The sequence below is a fragment of the Stenotrophomonas sp. MMGLT7 genome (assembly GCF_021168555.1).
Lineage (GTDB): Bacteria > Pseudomonadota > Gammaproteobacteria > Xanthomonadales > Xanthomonadaceae > MMGLT7.
The window spans coordinates 1-15,889 of record NZ_JAJOZS010000019.1 but is presented as its reverse complement, the minus strand read 5'-3'; the positions used below and the strand labels follow the sequence as shown (position 1 = coordinate 15,889).

At 72.1% G+C, this 15,889-nt stretch carries 13 protein-coding genes; 8 read left to right on the top strand and 5 right to left on the bottom strand.

Annotation, left to right across the window (positions count from 1 at the left end; genetic code table 11):
* Positions 1-9: 9 nt before the first annotated feature.
* From LRX76_RS17325 to LRX76_RS17310, 4 genes are all read right to left on the bottom strand, one after another.
* On the bottom strand, positions 10-1,449 hold the full coding sequence (locus LRX76_RS17325) for an efflux transporter outer membrane subunit (RefSeq protein WP_231806882.1): 1,440 nt from the start codon (positions 1,447-1,449) through the stop codon (positions 10-12).
* Positions 1,446-2,399, bottom strand: a complete 954-nt coding sequence (locus tag LRX76_RS17320; RefSeq protein ID WP_231806881.1) for an HlyD family secretion protein — start codon at positions 2,397-2,399, stop codon at positions 1,446-1,448. The genes LRX76_RS17325 and LRX76_RS17320 overlap by 4 nt, the downstream gene beginning before the upstream one ends.
* On the bottom strand, positions 2,396-2,605 hold the full coding sequence (locus tag LRX76_RS17315) for a DUF1656 domain-containing protein (protein ID WP_231806880.1): 210 nt from the start codon (positions 2,603-2,605) through the stop codon (positions 2,396-2,398). Before LRX76_RS17315 ends, LRX76_RS17320 begins: the two co-directional genes overlap by 4 nt.
* Positions 2,606-2,732: 127 nt before the next feature.
* Entirely contained in the window at positions 2,733-3,176 is a 444-nt protein-coding gene (locus LRX76_RS17310) for a MarR family transcriptional regulator (RefSeq protein ID WP_231806879.1), read from the bottom strand.
* A gap of 96 nt (positions 3,177-3,272) precedes the next feature.
* On the opposite strand from LRX76_RS17310, the gene folE reads away from it, so the two are divergent.
* From folE to LRX76_RS17270, 8 genes are all read left to right on the top strand, one after another.
* Positions 3,273-3,878, top strand: coding sequence for a GTP cyclohydrolase I FolE (gene folE / locus LRX76_RS17305; protein WP_231806878.1), 606 nt, complete (start codon positions 3,273-3,275; stop codon positions 3,876-3,878).
* A 14-nt stretch (positions 3,879-3,892) separates the two neighbouring features.
* Entirely contained in the window at positions 3,893-5,362 is a 1,470-nt protein-coding gene (locus tag LRX76_RS17300; protein WP_231806877.1) for a DUF3375 domain-containing protein, read from the top strand.
* Complete coding sequence (locus tag LRX76_RS17295; RefSeq protein ID WP_231806876.1) at positions 5,349-6,080, top strand: DUF4194 domain-containing protein; 732 nt, start codon at positions 5,349-5,351, stop codon at positions 6,078-6,080. Before LRX76_RS17300 ends, LRX76_RS17295 begins: the two co-directional genes overlap by 14 nt.
* Before the next feature lie 328 nt (positions 6,081-6,408).
* Positions 6,409-9,789, top strand: a complete 3,381-nt coding sequence (locus LRX76_RS17290) for an SbcC/MukB-like Walker B domain-containing protein (RefSeq protein ID WP_231806875.1) — start codon at positions 6,409-6,411, stop codon at positions 9,787-9,789.
* 5 nt (positions 9,790-9,794) lie between these two features.
* On the top strand, positions 9,795-10,982 hold the full coding sequence (locus tag LRX76_RS17285; protein ID WP_231806874.1) for a DUF3322 and DUF2220 domain-containing protein: 1,188 nt from the start codon (positions 9,795-9,797) through the stop codon (positions 10,980-10,982).
* Between the two features lie 97 nt (positions 10,983-11,079).
* A complete protein-coding gene (locus tag LRX76_RS17280) occupies positions 11,080-11,472 on the top strand; it encodes a YchJ family metal-binding protein (RefSeq protein WP_231806873.1) in 393 nt (130 codons plus the stop codon).
* A 95-nt stretch (positions 11,473-11,567) separates the two neighbouring features.
* Positions 11,568-11,819: an SHOCT domain-containing protein gene (locus LRX76_RS17275; RefSeq protein ID WP_231806872.1), complete on the top strand. Its 252-nt coding sequence runs from the start codon at positions 11,568-11,570 to the stop codon at positions 11,817-11,819.
* Positions 11,809-14,001 (top strand): lytic murein transglycosylase, encoded by a 2,193-nt coding sequence (locus LRX76_RS17270; RefSeq protein WP_231806871.1) that lies wholly within the window; start codon positions 11,809-11,811, stop codon positions 13,999-14,001. The genes LRX76_RS17275 and LRX76_RS17270 overlap by 11 nt, the downstream gene beginning before the upstream one ends.
* 258 nt (positions 14,002-14,259) lie before the next feature.
* Here the strand turns inward: LRX76_RS17270 and LRX76_RS17265 are convergent, their stop codons facing one another.
* Complete coding sequence (locus LRX76_RS17265; protein WP_231806870.1) at positions 14,260-15,447, bottom strand: benzoate/H(+) symporter BenE family transporter; 1,188 nt, start codon at positions 15,445-15,447, stop codon at positions 14,260-14,262.
* Positions 15,448-15,889: the final 442 nt, after the last annotated feature.

Sequence of the window (15,889 nt, the reverse complement as noted above, 5' to 3'; positions counted from 1 at the left end):
CTCCTGCGCTCACGGCGTGGCCGCGGCCTGCTGCCAGCCGCCGCCCAGGGCGAGGAACAGCTTCACCTGGTCCTGCGAGACCTGGGCCTGCGCCGCAGCCACCTGCGCGTCCGAGCCGGCCTGGGTGCGGTCCGCGTCCAGGCTGGCCAGGTACGGCGCGCGGCCGCCCTGGTACAGGCGCCGGTTCTGCTCGGCGGCCAGTTGCGCGGCATCGCGCGAGGCACGCAGCGCCTGCAGCCGCTGCAGGTCCTGGGCGTAGCCGTCGAGCACGGTCTGGGTCTCGCGCAGCGCGTCGAGCACGGTCTGGTCGAAGTGGGCCAGCGCCGCCTGCGCCCCGGCCTCGCTGGCGTGTACGCGGGCGCGGGCACCGGCGGACGGGATCGACCAGGAGATCAGCGGGCCGACCGACCATTGTTGGGTCGCCGGCTGGCCGAAGTCCTCGAGCAGGCCGGCGGCGCCGGCCGAGGCACCGAGGCGGATGTCCGGGTACAGCTCGGCGGTGGCCACGCCGATGCGGGCGGTGGCGGCCGCCAGCGTGCGTTCGGCCGCGCGCACGTCGGGCCGGCGCGCCAGCAGCGCGCGGCCGTCGCCGAGCGGGATCGGCCGGCTCGGCTGCGGTGCCTGGGCGCAGTCGTCCACCCCCTCGGGCAACTGCCCCGGGGTGTTGCCCAGCAGCGCCGCCAGCGAGTACTCGGCCGCGCGCTTGTGCGCCTGCAGCGGCGGCAGCGCCGCTTGCAGCGCGGCGACCTGGGCCTGCGCCCGGGTCACGTCCACGCGCGTGCCGCGGCCGGCGTCGAACAGGCGTTGGGCGACCTGCTGGCCATGCTGCTGCAGCTCCACCGAATGCCGGGCGATGGCCAGCTCGTGGTTTGCGTTGCAGATCTCCAGGTAGCTGCCGGCCACCTGCGCGGCCACGCTCACCCGGGCCAGGTCCAGTGCCGCCTGGGTCGCCTGCGCGTCGGCGCGGGCGGCCTCGCTGGCCCGGCGCAGCTTGCCGAACAGGTCGAAGTCGTAGGAGATCTTCAGCCCGCCACTGCCGAGGTTGAATACCGGCAGCTTCTCGCTGAGCAGGAACGATTCGGCCGAGACCTGCGCGCGCTGCGCTTCGGCCTCGACCTCGTAGTCGAAGCCGCCGGCGTCCATCGCCTGCTCGTACACCGCGGTGGCGCGTTCCAGGTTGGCGCTGGCCGCGCGCAGGCCGGCGTTGGCGCCCAGGGCCTGCTCGACCAGGCGGTCGAGCAGCGGGTCCTGGTACAGCGACCACCAGCGCTCGGGCAGCGGCTGGCCGGGCGCGACCTCGGCGTTGCCGGTGTCGAGGAAGGCGCCCTGGGCCTCGCTGCGATTGGCCGCCGCCGCGTCCGGCAGCCGGTAGTCCGGGCCGACCGTGGCGCAGGCGCTCAGCGCGCCCAGTGCCAGCACCAGCGCGATTCGCGGAAGGCGGGCGGTCATGGCCGCGCCGCCTGGTCCGCGTCGCCGCGGGTGTCGCCGGCGCCGTCGTCGCGGATGCTGACCGTGGCGGTGCGCCCGGCGATCAGGCGCACGTCGGCGGGCATCGTGTCGATGGCGATGCGCACCGGGATGCGCTGGGCCAGCCGCACCCAGTCGAAGGCCGGGGTCACGTTCGGCAGCAGGCTGTCGCCGTTGCTGCGGTAGCGGTCCTCGATGCCGGCGGCGATGCTGGCCACGTGGCCCTGCAGCGGGCGGTCGTCGCCCATCAGGTGGATCTCCACGCGCTGGCCGGGGCGCACGCGGCGCAGGCGGGTCTCCTCGAAGTAGCCGTCCACCCGGTACGAGCCGGCGTCGAGCACGGCGGTGACCGGCTTGCCGGCGGTCACGTAGTCGCCATTGCGCACGATGCGGTCGGTGAGAGTGCCGTCGGCCGGGCTCAGCACCACGGTGCGCTGCAGGTTGAGCGCGGCCAGGTCCACCGCCGCCTGCGCGGTCTGCACCGCCGAGCGCGCCGCCTGCAGCGTGGACTCGGCGGCCTGCAGCCTGGCGCGGCGCACCTCGGCGTCCTCGGCCGCCACCAGGTCCTGCAGGCTGCGGTCGCGGGCGATCTCCCGGCGCAGCTGCGCCGCCGAGGATTCGGCCTCGGCCACGGCGGCGCGGCGCTCGGCCAGCGCCGCCTGCGCCTGCTCCAGGGCGATGCGGTAGCGCGCCGGATCGACCACGAACAGCGGCTGGCCGCGCTTGACCGGCTCGTTGTCGTGGGCCTTCACCTCGGTGACCAGGCCGGAGACGTCAGCCGCCACCTGCACCACGTCTGCGTTGATGTGGGCGTCGCGCGTCCACGGCGCATCCATGTAGTAATGCCAGAGATGGCTCAGCACGAACGCGGCGGCGATGACCGCGAGCAGGGTCAGGGCGACCGGCAGGGCATGGCGGGCGAGGCGGTTCATGCGCGCAGCTCCTGCATCAATGCGAACAGGCCGCCCAGCAGCAGCACGTAGACCGCCAGGTTGAACAGCGGCGGGTGCCACACGTGGCGGTAGGCGCCCGCGCGCGACAACAGCAGTTGCAGTCCGCTCATCAGCAGGTAGGCGATGAGCATCAGCAGCAGCAGGGTGGGGATGAAGACCCCGTAGAGGTTGAATTCTCCGAACATGGCGATGGCTTTGGCTGGGGTGGGGCGAGTGCCTGCCGGTTCGCGGCCGGTGGCCGCGGGTGGGAGGCACCCGTAACGGGAGACGGGCCGCCATGGCGGCCCGTCGCCGGACTGGGAGCGCGGTGGATCAGGGGAGCCGGGACACAGCCTCCGCGAGCATCTGGTAGACCCGCAGCACCGCCTCGATGTCCTTGTCCGGCAAGCCGGACAGCACTTCGGCGCGCAGCGCGATCAATTCCTGTTCCAGCTGCACGAACAGCGCCTGGCCCTTGTCGGTCAGCCACAGCAGGTTCGCGCGGCGGTCGCTGGCGTCGCATTCGCGGCGGATCAATTCGCTGGTGGCCAGCTTGTCGAGCAGGCGTACCAGCGAGGGGCCTTCCATGCCCAGCTGCTGGGCAAGCGCCACCTGGCGGATGCCGCCGCCGGAGCGGCCGATCATCAGCAGCGGGCCGACGCAGCCGCTGCTGATGCCGTAGCCGGCCAGGCGCGCGCCGGCCAGGCGCTGCCATTGCCGCGCCGCCGGGAACAGCCCGGAGGTGAGGTTGAGCAGGCGGGTCTGTGGCTGATCCATCATTTAGTTAGGTTACTACTAATTTCCTGGCTAAGCAATTAGCGGAAAGGGAGCGAGTACCATGCAGCCCCCTGTACGGGTCCGTTTTCCGCGAACATGAGCCAGCACGATTCCTCCAACTCCCCCGTCACCCAGGCCCAGGCCGAAGATGCCGTGCGCACGCTGCTGCGCTGGGCCGGCGAGGACCCGGCGCGCGAGGGCCTGCTCGACACCCCGCGGCGCGTGGCCGAGGCCTACGGCGACTGGTTCAGCGGCTACCGCGAGGATCCGCGCGAGTACCTGGAGCGCACCTTCGAGGAGGTGGCCGGCTACGACGAGCTGATCGTGCTGCGCGACATCGAGTACGAAAGCCACTGCGAGCACCACATGGCGCCGATCCTGGGCAAGGTCCACGTCGGCTACCTGCCCGACGGCAAGGTGGTCGGCATCAGCAAGCTGGCGCGGGTGGTGGAGGCCTACGCGCGCCGCTTCCAGGTGCAGGAGAAGATGACCGCGCAGATCGCCCAGTGCATCCAGGACGTGCTGCAGCCGCTGGGCGTAGGCGTGGTGGTCGAGGGCGCGCACGAGTGCATGACCACCCGCGGCATCCACAAGCGCGGGGTCAGCATGGTGACCTCCAAGATGCTCGGCAGCTTCCGCCAGGACGCGCGCACCCGCCACGAGTTCCTGCGCTTCATCGAGGCCGGCAACCACCGCCGCTGAAGCGCGCTTCGCCTATGAAGCACCGCGCCCGCATCGCCCGCTACCGCCTGCTGCGCGAGCAGCCGCTGTGGAAGCTGCTGGCCGCCGACCAGGCACCCGAGGTGGCGGGCCTGCTGCACACGCTGCTGCTGGAGGGCGAGCGGCGGCTGCCGGCGGCGGTGCTGCACGCGCGCCTGCAGCAGATGCTCGACGAGCTCAACGCCGACCAGCTGCTGCGCGAGCTGCCGCGCACCGCCCAGGCCTACGTCGCCCACTGGCTGGCGCAGGGCTGGCTGGAGCGGCGCCTGCCCGAGGGCGCGGCGCAGGAGGAATACGAGCTGTCCACCCAGGCCACGCAGGCGATCCGCTTCGTCAACGGCCTGGAGCAGGCGCGCAGCGCGGCCACCGAGAGCCGCCTGGCGCTGGTGATCCAGCAGCTGTCGCAGCTGGCCGCGCTGACCGAGTCCGATCCCGACGCGCGGCTGTCGGCGCTGCGCGACGAGCGCGACCGCATCGATGCCGAGATCGCCCGCGTGGCCGCCGGCAGGGTCGCCGCGCTGGACGGCAAGCGCGCGCTGGAACGCGCCCGCCAGGTGATCGCCCTGGCCGACGAGCTGACCGAGGACTTCCGCCGCGTGCGCGACGACTTCGAGCGGCTGAACCGCGAGTTCCGCGAGCGCATCATCGACGACGAGGGCGAGCGCGGCGAGGTGCTGGCGCGGCTGTTCGCCGGCGTGGACGTGATCGGCGACAGCGACGCCGGGCGCAGCTTCCAGGCGTTCTGGGCGCTGCTCAACGACGCCGAGCAGAGCGCGCAGCTCGACGCCGCGCTGGAGACGGTGCTGGCGCGCGGCTTCGCCCGCCGGCTCGACCGCCGCGAGCGCGGCTTCCTGCGCGGGCTCACCGCCACCATGCTCGAGCGCGGCGGCCAGGTCCACGACGTGCTGCAGCACTTCGCCCGCAGCCTGCGCGGCTTCGTGCAGAGCCGCGGCTACCTGGAGCAGCGCCGGCTCAACCAGCTGCTCAAGCAGGCCCAGGCCGAGGCGCTGCAGCTGCGCGACCGGTTGCCGGCGCAGCGCGGCATCGGCCGCGAGCTGATGCTCAGCACCAGCCGGCTGCGCTCGCTGTCGCAGTGGCGGCTGCACGATCCGCGCCAGCAGCGGGTGGACGGCGGCATCGTCCGCAACGATACCGCGGCGATCTCGCTGGACAGCGTCGGCGAGCTGGTGGCGGCCTCGGAGATCGACTTCCGCGGCCTGCGCCGCGACCTGTACGAACTGCTCGAGGCGCAGCCGCGGCTGTCCATCGCCCAGGCGCTGCAGCAGCGCGCCGCACCGCAGGGCCTGGGCAGCGTGATCGGCTACCTGTCGCTGGGCACCCGCCACGGCATCGTCGCCGCCGACGAATACGAACTGGCGCAGTGGCGCGGCGGCGACGGCCAGCTGCGCCGCGCGCGTATCCCGCTGGTCTGGTTCACCCAGGAGAAACGCGATGAACTTGCCTGAATGGAGCGGACCCGGGCACGAGCGCGATCCGTCGCCTGCATTCGACGAACCGGAATTCGACGCCGGCCTCGCCTCGGATGACGATGCATCCATCGATGCGGCCACCGCCCTGTTTCCCGGCGACAGCGGCCGCCTGCCGGTCGAGGCGCGGCGCGCGCTGTGCCAGCTGCTGGCCGGCCCCAGCATCGACGCCCAGCGCCACGGCCGCCTGTGGCCGGCGCTGCTGCGCAGCGAGGCGGCGATCCGCAGCGCCTTGTCCGAGCTGTTCCTGGAGCTGGTGCTCGACCGCGAGGCCGGCATCGCCTTCACCCGCCAGGCCGACACCGGCGAACTGGAGACGCCGGTGCTGCTGCGCACCGCGCCGCTGACCTTCATCGACTCGGTGCTGCTGCTGTACCTGCGCCAGCAACTGGCCGAGGCCGACGCCCGCGGCCTGCGCGCGGTGGTCGAGGAAGCGCAGCTGACCGAGGCGCTGGCGGTGTACGAGAAGAACCTGTCCACCGACCGCGCCGGCTTCGTGCGCCGCGTCGCCGCCGCGGTGCAGAAGATGAAGGACAACCACGTCCTCTCCCGCCTGCGCGGCGAGGACGAGCGCTACGAGGTCTCGCCGGCGCTCAAGCTGCTGTTCTCGGCCGAGGACGTGGCCGCGCTGGCACAGGTCTACCGCCAGCTGCGCGAGCAGGACGAGGGCGGGGATGAAGCGGAGGCCGCGCCATGAAACCCGAATCAGTCGTCCCCCCCGCACGCCTGTCTCTTCACCGCGAGAAAGCAACAGGCAACTCCCTTCTCCCGCTTGCGGGGGAAGGTGGCGCGCAGCGCCGGATGGGGGGCTTTTGCTGTTGCTGTCGTTTTCCCATGCTCCAGGCAGCCCCCATCCGCCCTTCGGGCACCTTCCCCCGCAAGTGGGAGAAGGGGATCCGGGGAACTTCAGATGTGCTGAAGAAACAGGCCTGCCCAGGGACGACGGCTGCATACCTGCCGATGCCCGCAGTACCCCCCATCCCCCGCAACCACCGACGTCCAGTCCCGCGCCCGCACCCTCCCGCATGAAACCCACCCGCGCCACCGCCAAGTCCACCGCCCTGTTCGCCGACGAACTGCCGGACCCGCGCGCGCGGCAGATGCGCATGCGCCGGCTGCAGGTGCACAACTGGGGCACCTTCTCCGGCCTGACCGAGGTGCCGATCGCCGCGCGCGGCTTCCTGTTCGTCGGCCGTTCCGGCTCGGGCAAGTCCACCCTGCTCGACGCCATGTCGGCACTGCTGGTGCCGCCCAGCCTGGTCGACTTCAACGCCGCCGCGCGCGAGGCCGAGCGCAGCGGCCGCGACCGCAACCTGGTGTCCTACGTGCGCGGTGCCTGGGCCGACCAGCACGACAGCGAATCGGGCGAGATCGCCACCCAGTACCTGCGCAAGGGCGCCACCTGGAGCGCCCTGGTGCTGGAGTACCGCAGCGACGAGGGCCGCGTGGTCAGCCTGGTGCGGCTGTTCTGGATCGCCGGCAGCGGCACCGTCGCCGCCGACGTGCGCAAGCACTACATGGTCGCCGAGCGCAACTTCGACATCGCCACCGAGCTGTCCGGCTTCGACCTGGACCTGCGCAAGCTCAAGCAGCGCCTGGGCGAGGGCGTGCAGCACTTCGACAGCTTCGCCGGCTATGCCGAGCGCTTCCGCCACCTGCTCGGCATCGGCAACGAGATGGCGCTGCGGCTGCTGCACAAGACCCAGTCGGCCAAGAACCTGGGCGATCTGAACGCCTTCCTGCGCGGCTTCATGCTCGACGAGCCGAAGACCTTCGATGCCGCCGAGCGGCTGGTGGCCGATTTCGCCGAGCTCGACGGCGCCCACCAGGCGGTGGTCACCGCGCGGCGCCAGGTGGAGACGCTGTTGCCCGCGCGCGGCTACCACGCCGAGCTGGTGGCGCTGTGGCGCCAGCGCGGCGAGCTGCAGGAGCTGCGGCTGGGCCTGGACGGCTACCGCGAGCAGCTTCGGCTGCAGCTGCTCGACGCACGCCTGCGCGAGATCGATACCGAGGACCGCGGCCTGGCCGGCGAGGAAGGCCAGCGCCGCAACCACCTGGACAACCACGAAGCCCGGCTGGCCGAACTGGAACGCGCGCGCCGCGAGCAGGGCGGCGAGCGCATCGACGAACTGGAGCGCGAACGCGCCCGCGTCGAGACCGAGCGCGATCGCCGCCTCGCCAAGCGCGCGCAGGCCGAGCAGGCCGCGCGCCAGCTCGGCCTGGTACTGGCCGACAACGCCCACGGCTTCGCCGCGCAGGTGGAGCAGGCGCAGCGGCTGCTCGAGGACGGCCAGCGCGCTGCCGCCGAGCGCGACGAGGCCATCGCCGAGCGCATGGCCGGCAGGCGCGAGGACGAGAAGCGCTTCGCCGAGGTGCGCGCCGAGATCGAGGCGCTGCAGCGCAACCCGTCCAGCATCCCGGCACCGCTGCAGGCACTGCGCGCGCGCATCGCCGCCGAGACCGGCGTGGCCGCGGCGGCGTTGCCGTTCGTCGGCGAACTGCTGCAGGTGCGCGACGGCGAGCAGGCCTGGCGTGGCGCCATCGAACGCGTGCTGCACGGCTTCGCGCAGGCGCTGCTGGTGGACGAGCGCCACTACGCCGAGGTCGCCGACTGGGTCAACCGCAGCCACCTGGGCATGCGCCTGGTCTACTACCGCGTGCGCCGCAACGACGACGCCCTGGCCATGCGCCAAGCCTCGCCGCGTTCGCTGCCGCACAAGCTCGAACTGCGCGAGCACGCCTTCGCCGGCTGGCTGCGCCGCGAGCTGGCGCGGCGCTTCGACTACGAGTGCGTGGACAGCGCCAAGGCGTTGCGCAGCGCCGAGCGCGGCATCACCCGCGAGGGCCAGGTCAAGCACCCGGGCGAACGCTACGAGAAGGACGACCGCCACGCCATCGGCGACCGCAAGCGCTGGCTGCTGGGCTTCGACAACCGCGACAAGCTGGCGCTGTACGAGCGCGAGGGCATCGAGCTGGCGCAGCGCATCGCCGGCTGCGACGCCGACATCGCCGCGCTGCGCGCCGCCCGCGAGCAGGACGGCGCGCGGCGCCTGGCCGGCAACACCCTGGCCAACCTGGACTGGGACGAGATCGACGTATCCGCGCGCCTGCAGCGGCTGGACGACATCGCCGCCGCCTTGCGCCAGCTGCGCGACGGCGACGCCAACCTGCGCCAGCTCGGCGAGGCGATCGAGCGCGCCCGCGCCGACGTCGAGCAGGCCCGGCGCACCTACGAGGACGTGCGCCGCGAGCGCGGCATCCTCGCCCGCGACCGCGAGCGCCTGGAACGGCAGCGCGAGGGCTGCGCCGATGCCGCCGACCGCGCGATCACCCCGCTGCAGGCGCAGGGCCTGGGCGAACGCCTGGCGGCGCTGGGCCCGCTCGGCCTGGACAACCTGGAGGCGCATTTCCGCGAGGTCACCCGGACCATCACCGAGCAACTGTCCGAGACCCAGGCCGAGCACAACCGGCTCGAACAGCTGCTGCTCGGCTGCTTCCGCCGCTACTGCCAGCAGTGGCCGCAGGACAGCGGCGACTTCACCGTCAGCCTGCCGGCGGCCGACGACTTCCTCGCCCGCCTGGAACGGCTGGAGCGCGATGGCCTGCCGCAGCACGAGGCGCGCTTCTTCGAACTGCTGCAGAGCCAGAGCAAGAACAACCTGCTGGCGCTGCAGCGCCATACCGCCGAGGCGCGCAAGTCCATCGCCCAGCGCCTGGACGAGGTCAACGCCAGCCTCGAGCAGGTGCCGTTCAACCGCGGCACCGTGCTCAGCATCGAGTTGTCCGACCGCCGCCTGCCGGAGGTGGTGGAGTTCCACCAGCACCTGCGCGACGTGCTCGGCCACCACCAGACCGAACAGCGCGACGTCGCCGAGGCGCAGTTCGCGGTGCTGCGCGAGCTGGTGCGCCGGCTCGGCTCGCAGGAGGGCGAGGACCGCCGCTGGCGCGAATTGGTGCTGGACGTGCGCCTGCACGTGGAGTTCGTCGGCGTCGAACTCGACGCCGCCAGCGGCGAACAGGTCGAGATCTACCGCAGCGGTGCCGGCAAGTCCGGCGGCCAGCGGCAGAAGCTGGCCACCACCTGCCTGGCCGCGGCCCTGCGCTACCAGCTCGGCGGCGAGGACGGCGAACTGCCGCAGTACTGCGCGGTGGTGCTGGACGAGGCCTTCGACAAGGCCGACAACGAGTTCACCGCGCTGGCGATGAACATCTTCGAGAACTTCGGCTTCCAGATGGTGGTGGCCACCCCGCTCAAGTCGGTGATGACGCTGGAGCCGTTCATCGGCGGCGCCTGCTTCGTCGAGATCAGCGGCCGCCACGACTCGGGCGTGCTGATGATCGAGTACGACGAGCAAGGCCGGCGGCTCAAGCTGCCCGAGCGCAGCCGGCCGGCCACGCGGGACTGATCGCGATGGCCGCCGCCGCGCCGATGCTGCTGCCGGACGATGCATTGGCGGTACTGCGCGGCATCTGGCGGCGTCGGCGCGGCGACTGGCTGCTCGGCGGCGGCGAGTGGCCGCTGCCGATTCCTCTCAGGCCGCCCACCCAGGAGCAGGCCGAGCAGGCATGGACACGCTTCGGCCAGTGGCTGCGCGCCTGGCAGGACGAGGCGCGGCCGGGGACGGTGCAGCCGCGCACCCTGCGCTGGTCGCGGCTCGGCGAGCAGCGCCTGCCGCAGAACTGGCAGCTGCCCGATGCCGATACCGTGGCCGATCTGCTCGGCGAAGGCGCACGCTGGCGCCAGGCCTGCCGGCGCAGCGGCGAACTGCGGCGGCGCTGGCCCGAGGCCGTCGCGCTGCATGCGCGGTTGCCGCGCCATTTCGACCTGCTCGCCGACCTGCCCGAGGACGATCATTTGCGCCTGATGGCGGTGCTGGACTGGCTGCAGCGGCATCCCCGCAGCGACCTGTTCCTGCGCCAGCTGCCGATCGCCGGCATCGACAGCAAGTGGATCGAGCCGCGCCGGCAGGTGCTGGCCGACTGGCTGGCGGCCCTGCGCGGACTGCCGCCGGGCAGCGGTTTCGAGCGCCTCTCCGGCCTGCGCCGCGCCCCCGGGCGCTTGCGCCTGCGCCTGCTCGACCCGGCGCTGCGCGCCGCCGTCGGCGGGCTGGAGGACATCTCCGCGCCGATCGGGCAACTCGCGGCGCTGCGCCTGCCGGCACGCCGGGTGGTGATGGTGGAGAACCTGGAGACCGGCCTGGCGTTCGACGACCTGCCGGGTACGGTGTTGCTGATGGCGCGCGGCTACGCGGTGGACTGCATCGAACGCATCGGCTGGCTGCGCGAGCTGCCGCTGCTGTACTGGGGCGACCTGGACACGCACGGCCTGGTTATCCTCCACCGCCTGCGCCAGTACGCCCCGCGGGCGCGCACCGTGCTCATGGACGAGGCCACCTTGCTGCGCTACCGCGCACTGTGCGGCAGCGAACCGCGCCAGCACCGCGCGCAGCGTCTGTCGGGGCTGAATGCCGAAGAACAGCACCTGTACGATGCGCTCAAACGGCACCGTTTCGGCCTGAACCTGCGGTTGGAACAGGAGAGAATCGCCTGGGACGATGCCTGGCCGCGGATCCAGACGGCAGTGATCGCTGCCGGGTAGCGCGATGGCCGATCGTGTGAGGTCGATGCAGCACACCGATATCCTTCACCCGAGGAACGGCGCGACATGGGCCCGCCGCGGCGGCGACAATACCCCGATGAAGCCACGTCCGACCGATCCCTGCCCCTGCGGCCTGCCGCGCGACTACGCCCGCTGCTGCGGCCGCTACCACGCCGGCGAGCCGGCGCCCGATGCCGAGGCGCTGATGCGTTCGCGCTACAGCGCCTACGTGCGCCACGACGCCGACTACCTGCTGGCCAGCTGGCATCCCTCCACCCGCCCGGCCGAACTGAGCCTGGACGATGCGCCCGGCGGCCGCACGGTGTGGCTGGGGCTGGACGTGCAGCAGGCATCGCAGACCGGTGCCGATGCCGCCGAGGTGGTGTTCGTCGCGCGCTACCGCATCGGCGGCGGCCGCGCCGTGCGCATGGTCGAGCACAGCCGCTTCGTCCGCGAGGACGGGCGCTGGTACTACCTCGACGCACGCTGAGCATCGCCGGCCGGTATCGCCGGCGGGCGACGCCCGCGGCCGGGTGCTCTAACATCGGAGGCGGCGAACCCTCGCCGGAATGCTGAGAAACGTCCATGCAAAGCCCGGATGCCCCACAGGTCGTGCTGCCGCAGCTCATGGTGGTGCTGTGGCCCATCGCGATGGTGCTGGTGCCGGCATTGCTGGTGGCGCTGGCGGCCTGGCTGCTCTGGCGCCGGCGTGCGCGGGAGGGGGAACGGGGCGCCGTCGCGGAGCGGCTCAGGCAGCTGTCCGAACTGCGCGACCAGGGCCTGATCGACGCCGACGAGTACGCGTCGCGGCGGGCCGAGATCGTCGATGCGGGATAGGGCGCACGCAGCTGCGCGCCGATGGCGGCCCTGGCTGTTGCCGCTGCTCGCGTGCGCGATGCCGGCGCTGGCGCAGGACGCCGGTTTCGAGCGCTGCCTGTCCGGGCTGCGCCAGGCCGCCGCGGCGCAGGGCGTGACCGCCGACGGTTTCCAGCGCTTCACCGCAGGCCTGCAGCCGGATCCCGGGGTGCTGCCGCTGCTCGACGCCCAGCCGGAGTTCACCACCCCGATCTGGGACTACCTGGCCGCGCTGGTCGACGAGGAGCGCGTGGCCGACGGCCGCGCCATGCTCGCCCGTCACCGCGAACTGCTGCAGCGCGTCGCCTCGGAGTACGGCGTGGATCCGGCCACCGTGGTCGCGGTATGGGGCGTGGAGAGCGACTACGGCCGCGTGTTCGGCAAGCGCCCGCTGCTGACCTCGCTGGCCACGCTCTCGTGCGCCGGCCGCCGCCAGCCGTTCTTCCGCGGCGAGTTCATCGCCCTGCTCAAGCTGCTGCAGTCCGGCGACGTGCAGGCCGACGGCCTTACCGGCTCCTGGGCCGGCGCGTTCGGCCATACCCAGTTCATGCCCTCGACCTACGCCCGCATCGCCGTGGATGGCGACGGCGACGGCCGTCGCGACCTGGTCGCCAGCATTCCCGACGCGCTCGCCTCCACCGCCAACTACCTCAAGCGCGCCGGCTGGCGCAGCGGCCAGCCGTGGGGCGTGGAGGTGAAACTGCCGGCCGGTTTCGATCCGGCGCTGGCCGGGCGCACGCAGCGCCGGCCGCTGTCCGAATGGAACGCGCGCGGCGTGCGCCAGCTGGACGGCAGCCCGGTCGCGCCGTCGTCGCTGCCGGCGGATGCCGCCGCCGCACTGCTGCTCCCGGCCGGCGCCTCCGGCCCGGCGCTGCTGGTGTTCCGCAACTACGACGCCATCTACGCCTACAACGCCGCCGAGAGCTACGCGCTGGCGATCGCCACCCTGTCCGACCGCCTGCGCGGCGGCGGCGGGCTGGCCACGCCGTGGCCCACCGACGATCCCGGCCTCGGCCGCGCCGAGCGCCGCGAACTGCAGACCCTGCTGCTCGCCCGCGGCTACGACATCGGCCAGGCCGACGGCCTCATCGGCAGCGCCAGCCGCCGCGCGATCCAGGCCGAGCAGCAGCGCCTGGGCCTGCAGCCGGCCGACGGCCGCGCCGGCCGCCGCATCCTCCAGGCCCTGCGCGATGCGCCGGCCACTACGCCACCGGCGCTTCCTGTGCCCACGCGCTTCAAGCTGCCCGGCAACCATCCCGCGCTTCTCCAGTCCACCGTTCCACGGAACAGCAAGATGCCCGACATCGAAGGCCTGGCCACAGGCGATTTCCACGGTTTCCCCTCGCTGCTGGTCAGCACGCCGTACTCCACCGCCGCCATCAGCCTGTTCGGCGGCCAGCTGCTGTCGTTCGTGCCGGCCGGCGGCGAGGACGTGCTGTGGCTGTCGCCATTGGCCAAGCAGCCGCCCACGCCGATCCGCGGCGGCACCCCCGTGTGCTGGCCCTACTTCGGCCGCCAGGGACAGGGCGAGGATGTCCCCGCGCACGGCTTCGTGCGCACGCTGCCGTGGCGCCTGCTCGATGCGCGGCGCGATGGCGACGGCACCGTCACCCTAGTGCTGGCGCCGCCGCCGCTCGACCAGATCGCGCTGTCGCTGCGCATGACCGTGCGCATCGGCCGCACCCTCGAACAGCGGCTGGAAACCCGCAACGAGGGCGCCACCGAAGTCACCTTCACCCAGGCATTGCACAACTACTTCCGGGTCGGCGACGCCCTGCAGGCCAGCGCCACCGGCCTGGACGGGCTCGACTACCTGGACAAGTTCGAGAACTACGCCAGCGCCCATCGCCAAAATGGCGACTGGAGCCTGCGCGACCCGCGCGATCCCGGCCGCAGCGACCGCATCTACACCGCGGCCGGCGGCGACTACACGCTCGTCGACCCGGTGCTCGGCCGCCGCATCCGCATCGTCACCGAGGGCAGCCGATCGCTGGTGGCCTGGAACCCGGGCGAGCAGGGCGGCCGCGGCATGGCCGACGTCGGCGACGGCTGGCGTCACTACGTTTGCCTGGAAGCGGCCAACGCCGGGCCCGACGTGGTGGTGCTCGCACCCGGCAAGACGCATGTGCTCAGGCAGAGCTTCGAGGTCCTGCCGCTGCGCTGATCCAATTTTGGCGAGCACCGTAGGGCATCTTGCTGGCAATGCCTGGAATGCGGTTGTCGCTGCGCAGGCACACCATATTCCGAGGAACGCAGGCCGAACAGACGTCAGCCGAAGCGGCGGTGCTTACGCTCGGGAAGCTTCAGTTCGTCGTCCCCGCGTAGGCGGGGACCCAGTGCCTTTCGTCCGGGTTGTGGCAAGGCCGCAGGACTCCCGCATGTGCGTGAACGGCGAGACGGGGTCCACGTGGCCCGAAAATCTCTAGCGCCGCTGCCGCCAGATCAGCAGCGTCAGCGAACCGGCCAGCAGGCCCCAGAACGCCGAACCGACCCCGCCCAGCGTCAGCCCCGAGGCGGTCACCAGGAACGCGATCAGCGCCGGCTCGCGCTCGCGTTCCTCCTTCAGCGCCGTCGCCAGGCTGTTGCCGATCGTGCCCAGCAGCGCGATGCCGGCGATCGCCATCACCAGCTCGCGCGGGAACGCCGCGAACACCGCCGCCACCGTCGCCCCGAACAGCCCCACCACCAGGTAGAACCCCCCGGCACTGACCGCGGCCACGTAGCGCCGCGCCGGGTCCTCGCTGGCCTCGCGGCCCATGCAGATCGCCGCGGTGATCGCCGCCAGGTTCAGCGCATAGGCGCCGAACGGCGCCAGCAGCGTGTTCACCACGCCGATCCAGCCGATCGTCGGCGACACCGGCGTGTCGTAGCCGCTGGCGCGGATCACCGCCACGCCCGGCAGGTTCTGCGAGGCCATCGTCACCAGGAACAGCGGCAGCGCGATGCCGAACAGCGCCTGCCACGACAGCGTCGGCGTCACCCACACCGGCGCGGCCAGCCGCAGGTTCACGCCCTCGAAGTGCATCAGCCCCCTGCCCGCGGCGATGGCGATGCCCACCGCCAGCGTCGCGATCACCGCATAGCGCGGCAGCAGCCGGCGGCAGCCCAGGTAGGTCGCGAACATCGCTAGCGCCATGCCCAGCTGCGTCTGCATCGACACGAACACGTCCAGCCCGAAGCGCAGCAGCACGCCGGCCAGCATGCCCGAGGCCAGCGATACCGGAATGCGCCGTATCGCCTTCTCGAAGATGCCGGAGAAGCCGGCCAGCGCGCCGAGCACGGCCGCCAGCACGAACGCACCGATCGCATCGGACAGCGCAATGCCGGCGCTGCCGCTGCCGATCAGCATCGCCGCGCCCGGCGTCGACCACGCCGTCACCACCGGCACCCGGTAGCGCAGCGACAACCCGATGCAGGTCACCCCCATGCCGATGCCCAGCGCCCACATCCACGAGCCGATCTGCGCCTGCGAAGCGCCCATCGTCCGGGCCGCCTCGAACACGATCACCGCAGAACTGGCAAAGCCCACCAGCACCGTGACGAAGCCCGCGATCACCGCGGGCAGCGAGAAGTCGTGCAGCAGCGAAGGGCGCGCAGGAGAAGCAGACATGGATGTCCTCGTGTGGGAGTCGCGTCCGGCATTCTCGCCGAACCCAGGCGCGCGTCGCGCCCGCTGCCCCTTGGTTGGACCGGCGTCGGGTCACCCGCGCATCGGTGTCCGCGCCGCATGAGCGGGGCGAACGCGGCGTGGCGTGCGCACGCCGATTGCAGGGGCAAATGAGGCCGCCGTGAAAAAAGTGTTGACGTATTCAGCCAAGGGTATAGACTGCGCGGCCTCGCCAACGAGCTGCGCGCCGCAAGGCACCGCGACGGAGCTGGCAAGCGTCACCACCCAGTTGATCGGGTATTGACGGGCAGGAAAAGCCGGCTATAATGGGCGGCTCGCTTCGACGGAAGGCCTACGGGTTGTACGGCGAAGGGATTTTGGAAATACCTCGAAACGAGGTGTTGACGAAACGGAAAAGTCCGCTATTATGGGCGGCTCGCTTCGA

Bases quoted from the DNA above. Each gene is read 5' to 3' on its own strand.
- LRX76_RS17300 (WP_231806877.1), top strand. From the start codon at position 3,893: ATGAAGCACCGCGCCCGCATCGCCCGCTACCGCCTGCTGCGCGAGCAG.
- LRX76_RS17295 (WP_231806876.1), top strand. From the start codon at position 5,349: ATGAACTTGCCTGAATGGAGCGGACCCGGGCACGAGCGCGATCCGTCG.
- LRX76_RS17265 (WP_231806870.1), bottom strand. From the start codon at position 15,447: ATGTCTGCTTCTCCTGCGCGCCCTTCGCTGCTGCACGACTTCTCGCTG.
- LRX76_RS17315 (WP_231806880.1), bottom strand. From the start codon at position 2,605: ATGTTCGGAGAATTCAACCTCTACGGGGTCTTCATCCCCACCCTGCTG.
- folE (WP_231806878.1), top strand. From the start codon at position 3,273: ATGAGCCAGCACGATTCCTCCAACTCCCCCGTCACCCAGGCCCAGGCC.
- LRX76_RS17325 (WP_231806882.1), bottom strand. From the start codon at position 1,449: ATGACCGCCCGCCTTCCGCGAATCGCGCTGGTGCTGGCACTGGGCGCG.
- LRX76_RS17275 (WP_231806872.1), top strand. From the start codon at position 11,568: ATGCAAAGCCCGGATGCCCCACAGGTCGTGCTGCCGCAGCTCATGGTG.
- LRX76_RS17320 (WP_231806881.1), bottom strand. From the start codon at position 2,399: ATGAACCGCCTCGCCCGCCATGCCCTGCCGGTCGCCCTGACCCTGCTC.
- LRX76_RS17270 (WP_231806871.1), top strand. From the start codon at position 11,809: ATGCGGGATAGGGCGCACGCAGCTGCGCGCCGATGGCGGCCCTGGCTG.
- LRX76_RS17290 (WP_231806875.1), top strand. From the start codon at position 6,409: ATGAAACCCACCCGCGCCACCGCCAAGTCCACCGCCCTGTTCGCCGAC.
- LRX76_RS17285 (WP_231806874.1), top strand. From the start codon at position 9,795: ATGGCCGCCGCCGCGCCGATGCTGCTGCCGGACGATGCATTGGCGGTA.
- LRX76_RS17280 (WP_231806873.1), top strand. From the start codon at position 11,080: ATGAAGCCACGTCCGACCGATCCCTGCCCCTGCGGCCTGCCGCGCGAC.
- LRX76_RS17310 (WP_231806879.1), bottom strand. From the start codon at position 3,176: ATGGATCAGCCACAGACCCGCCTGCTCAACCTCACCTCCGGGCTGTTC.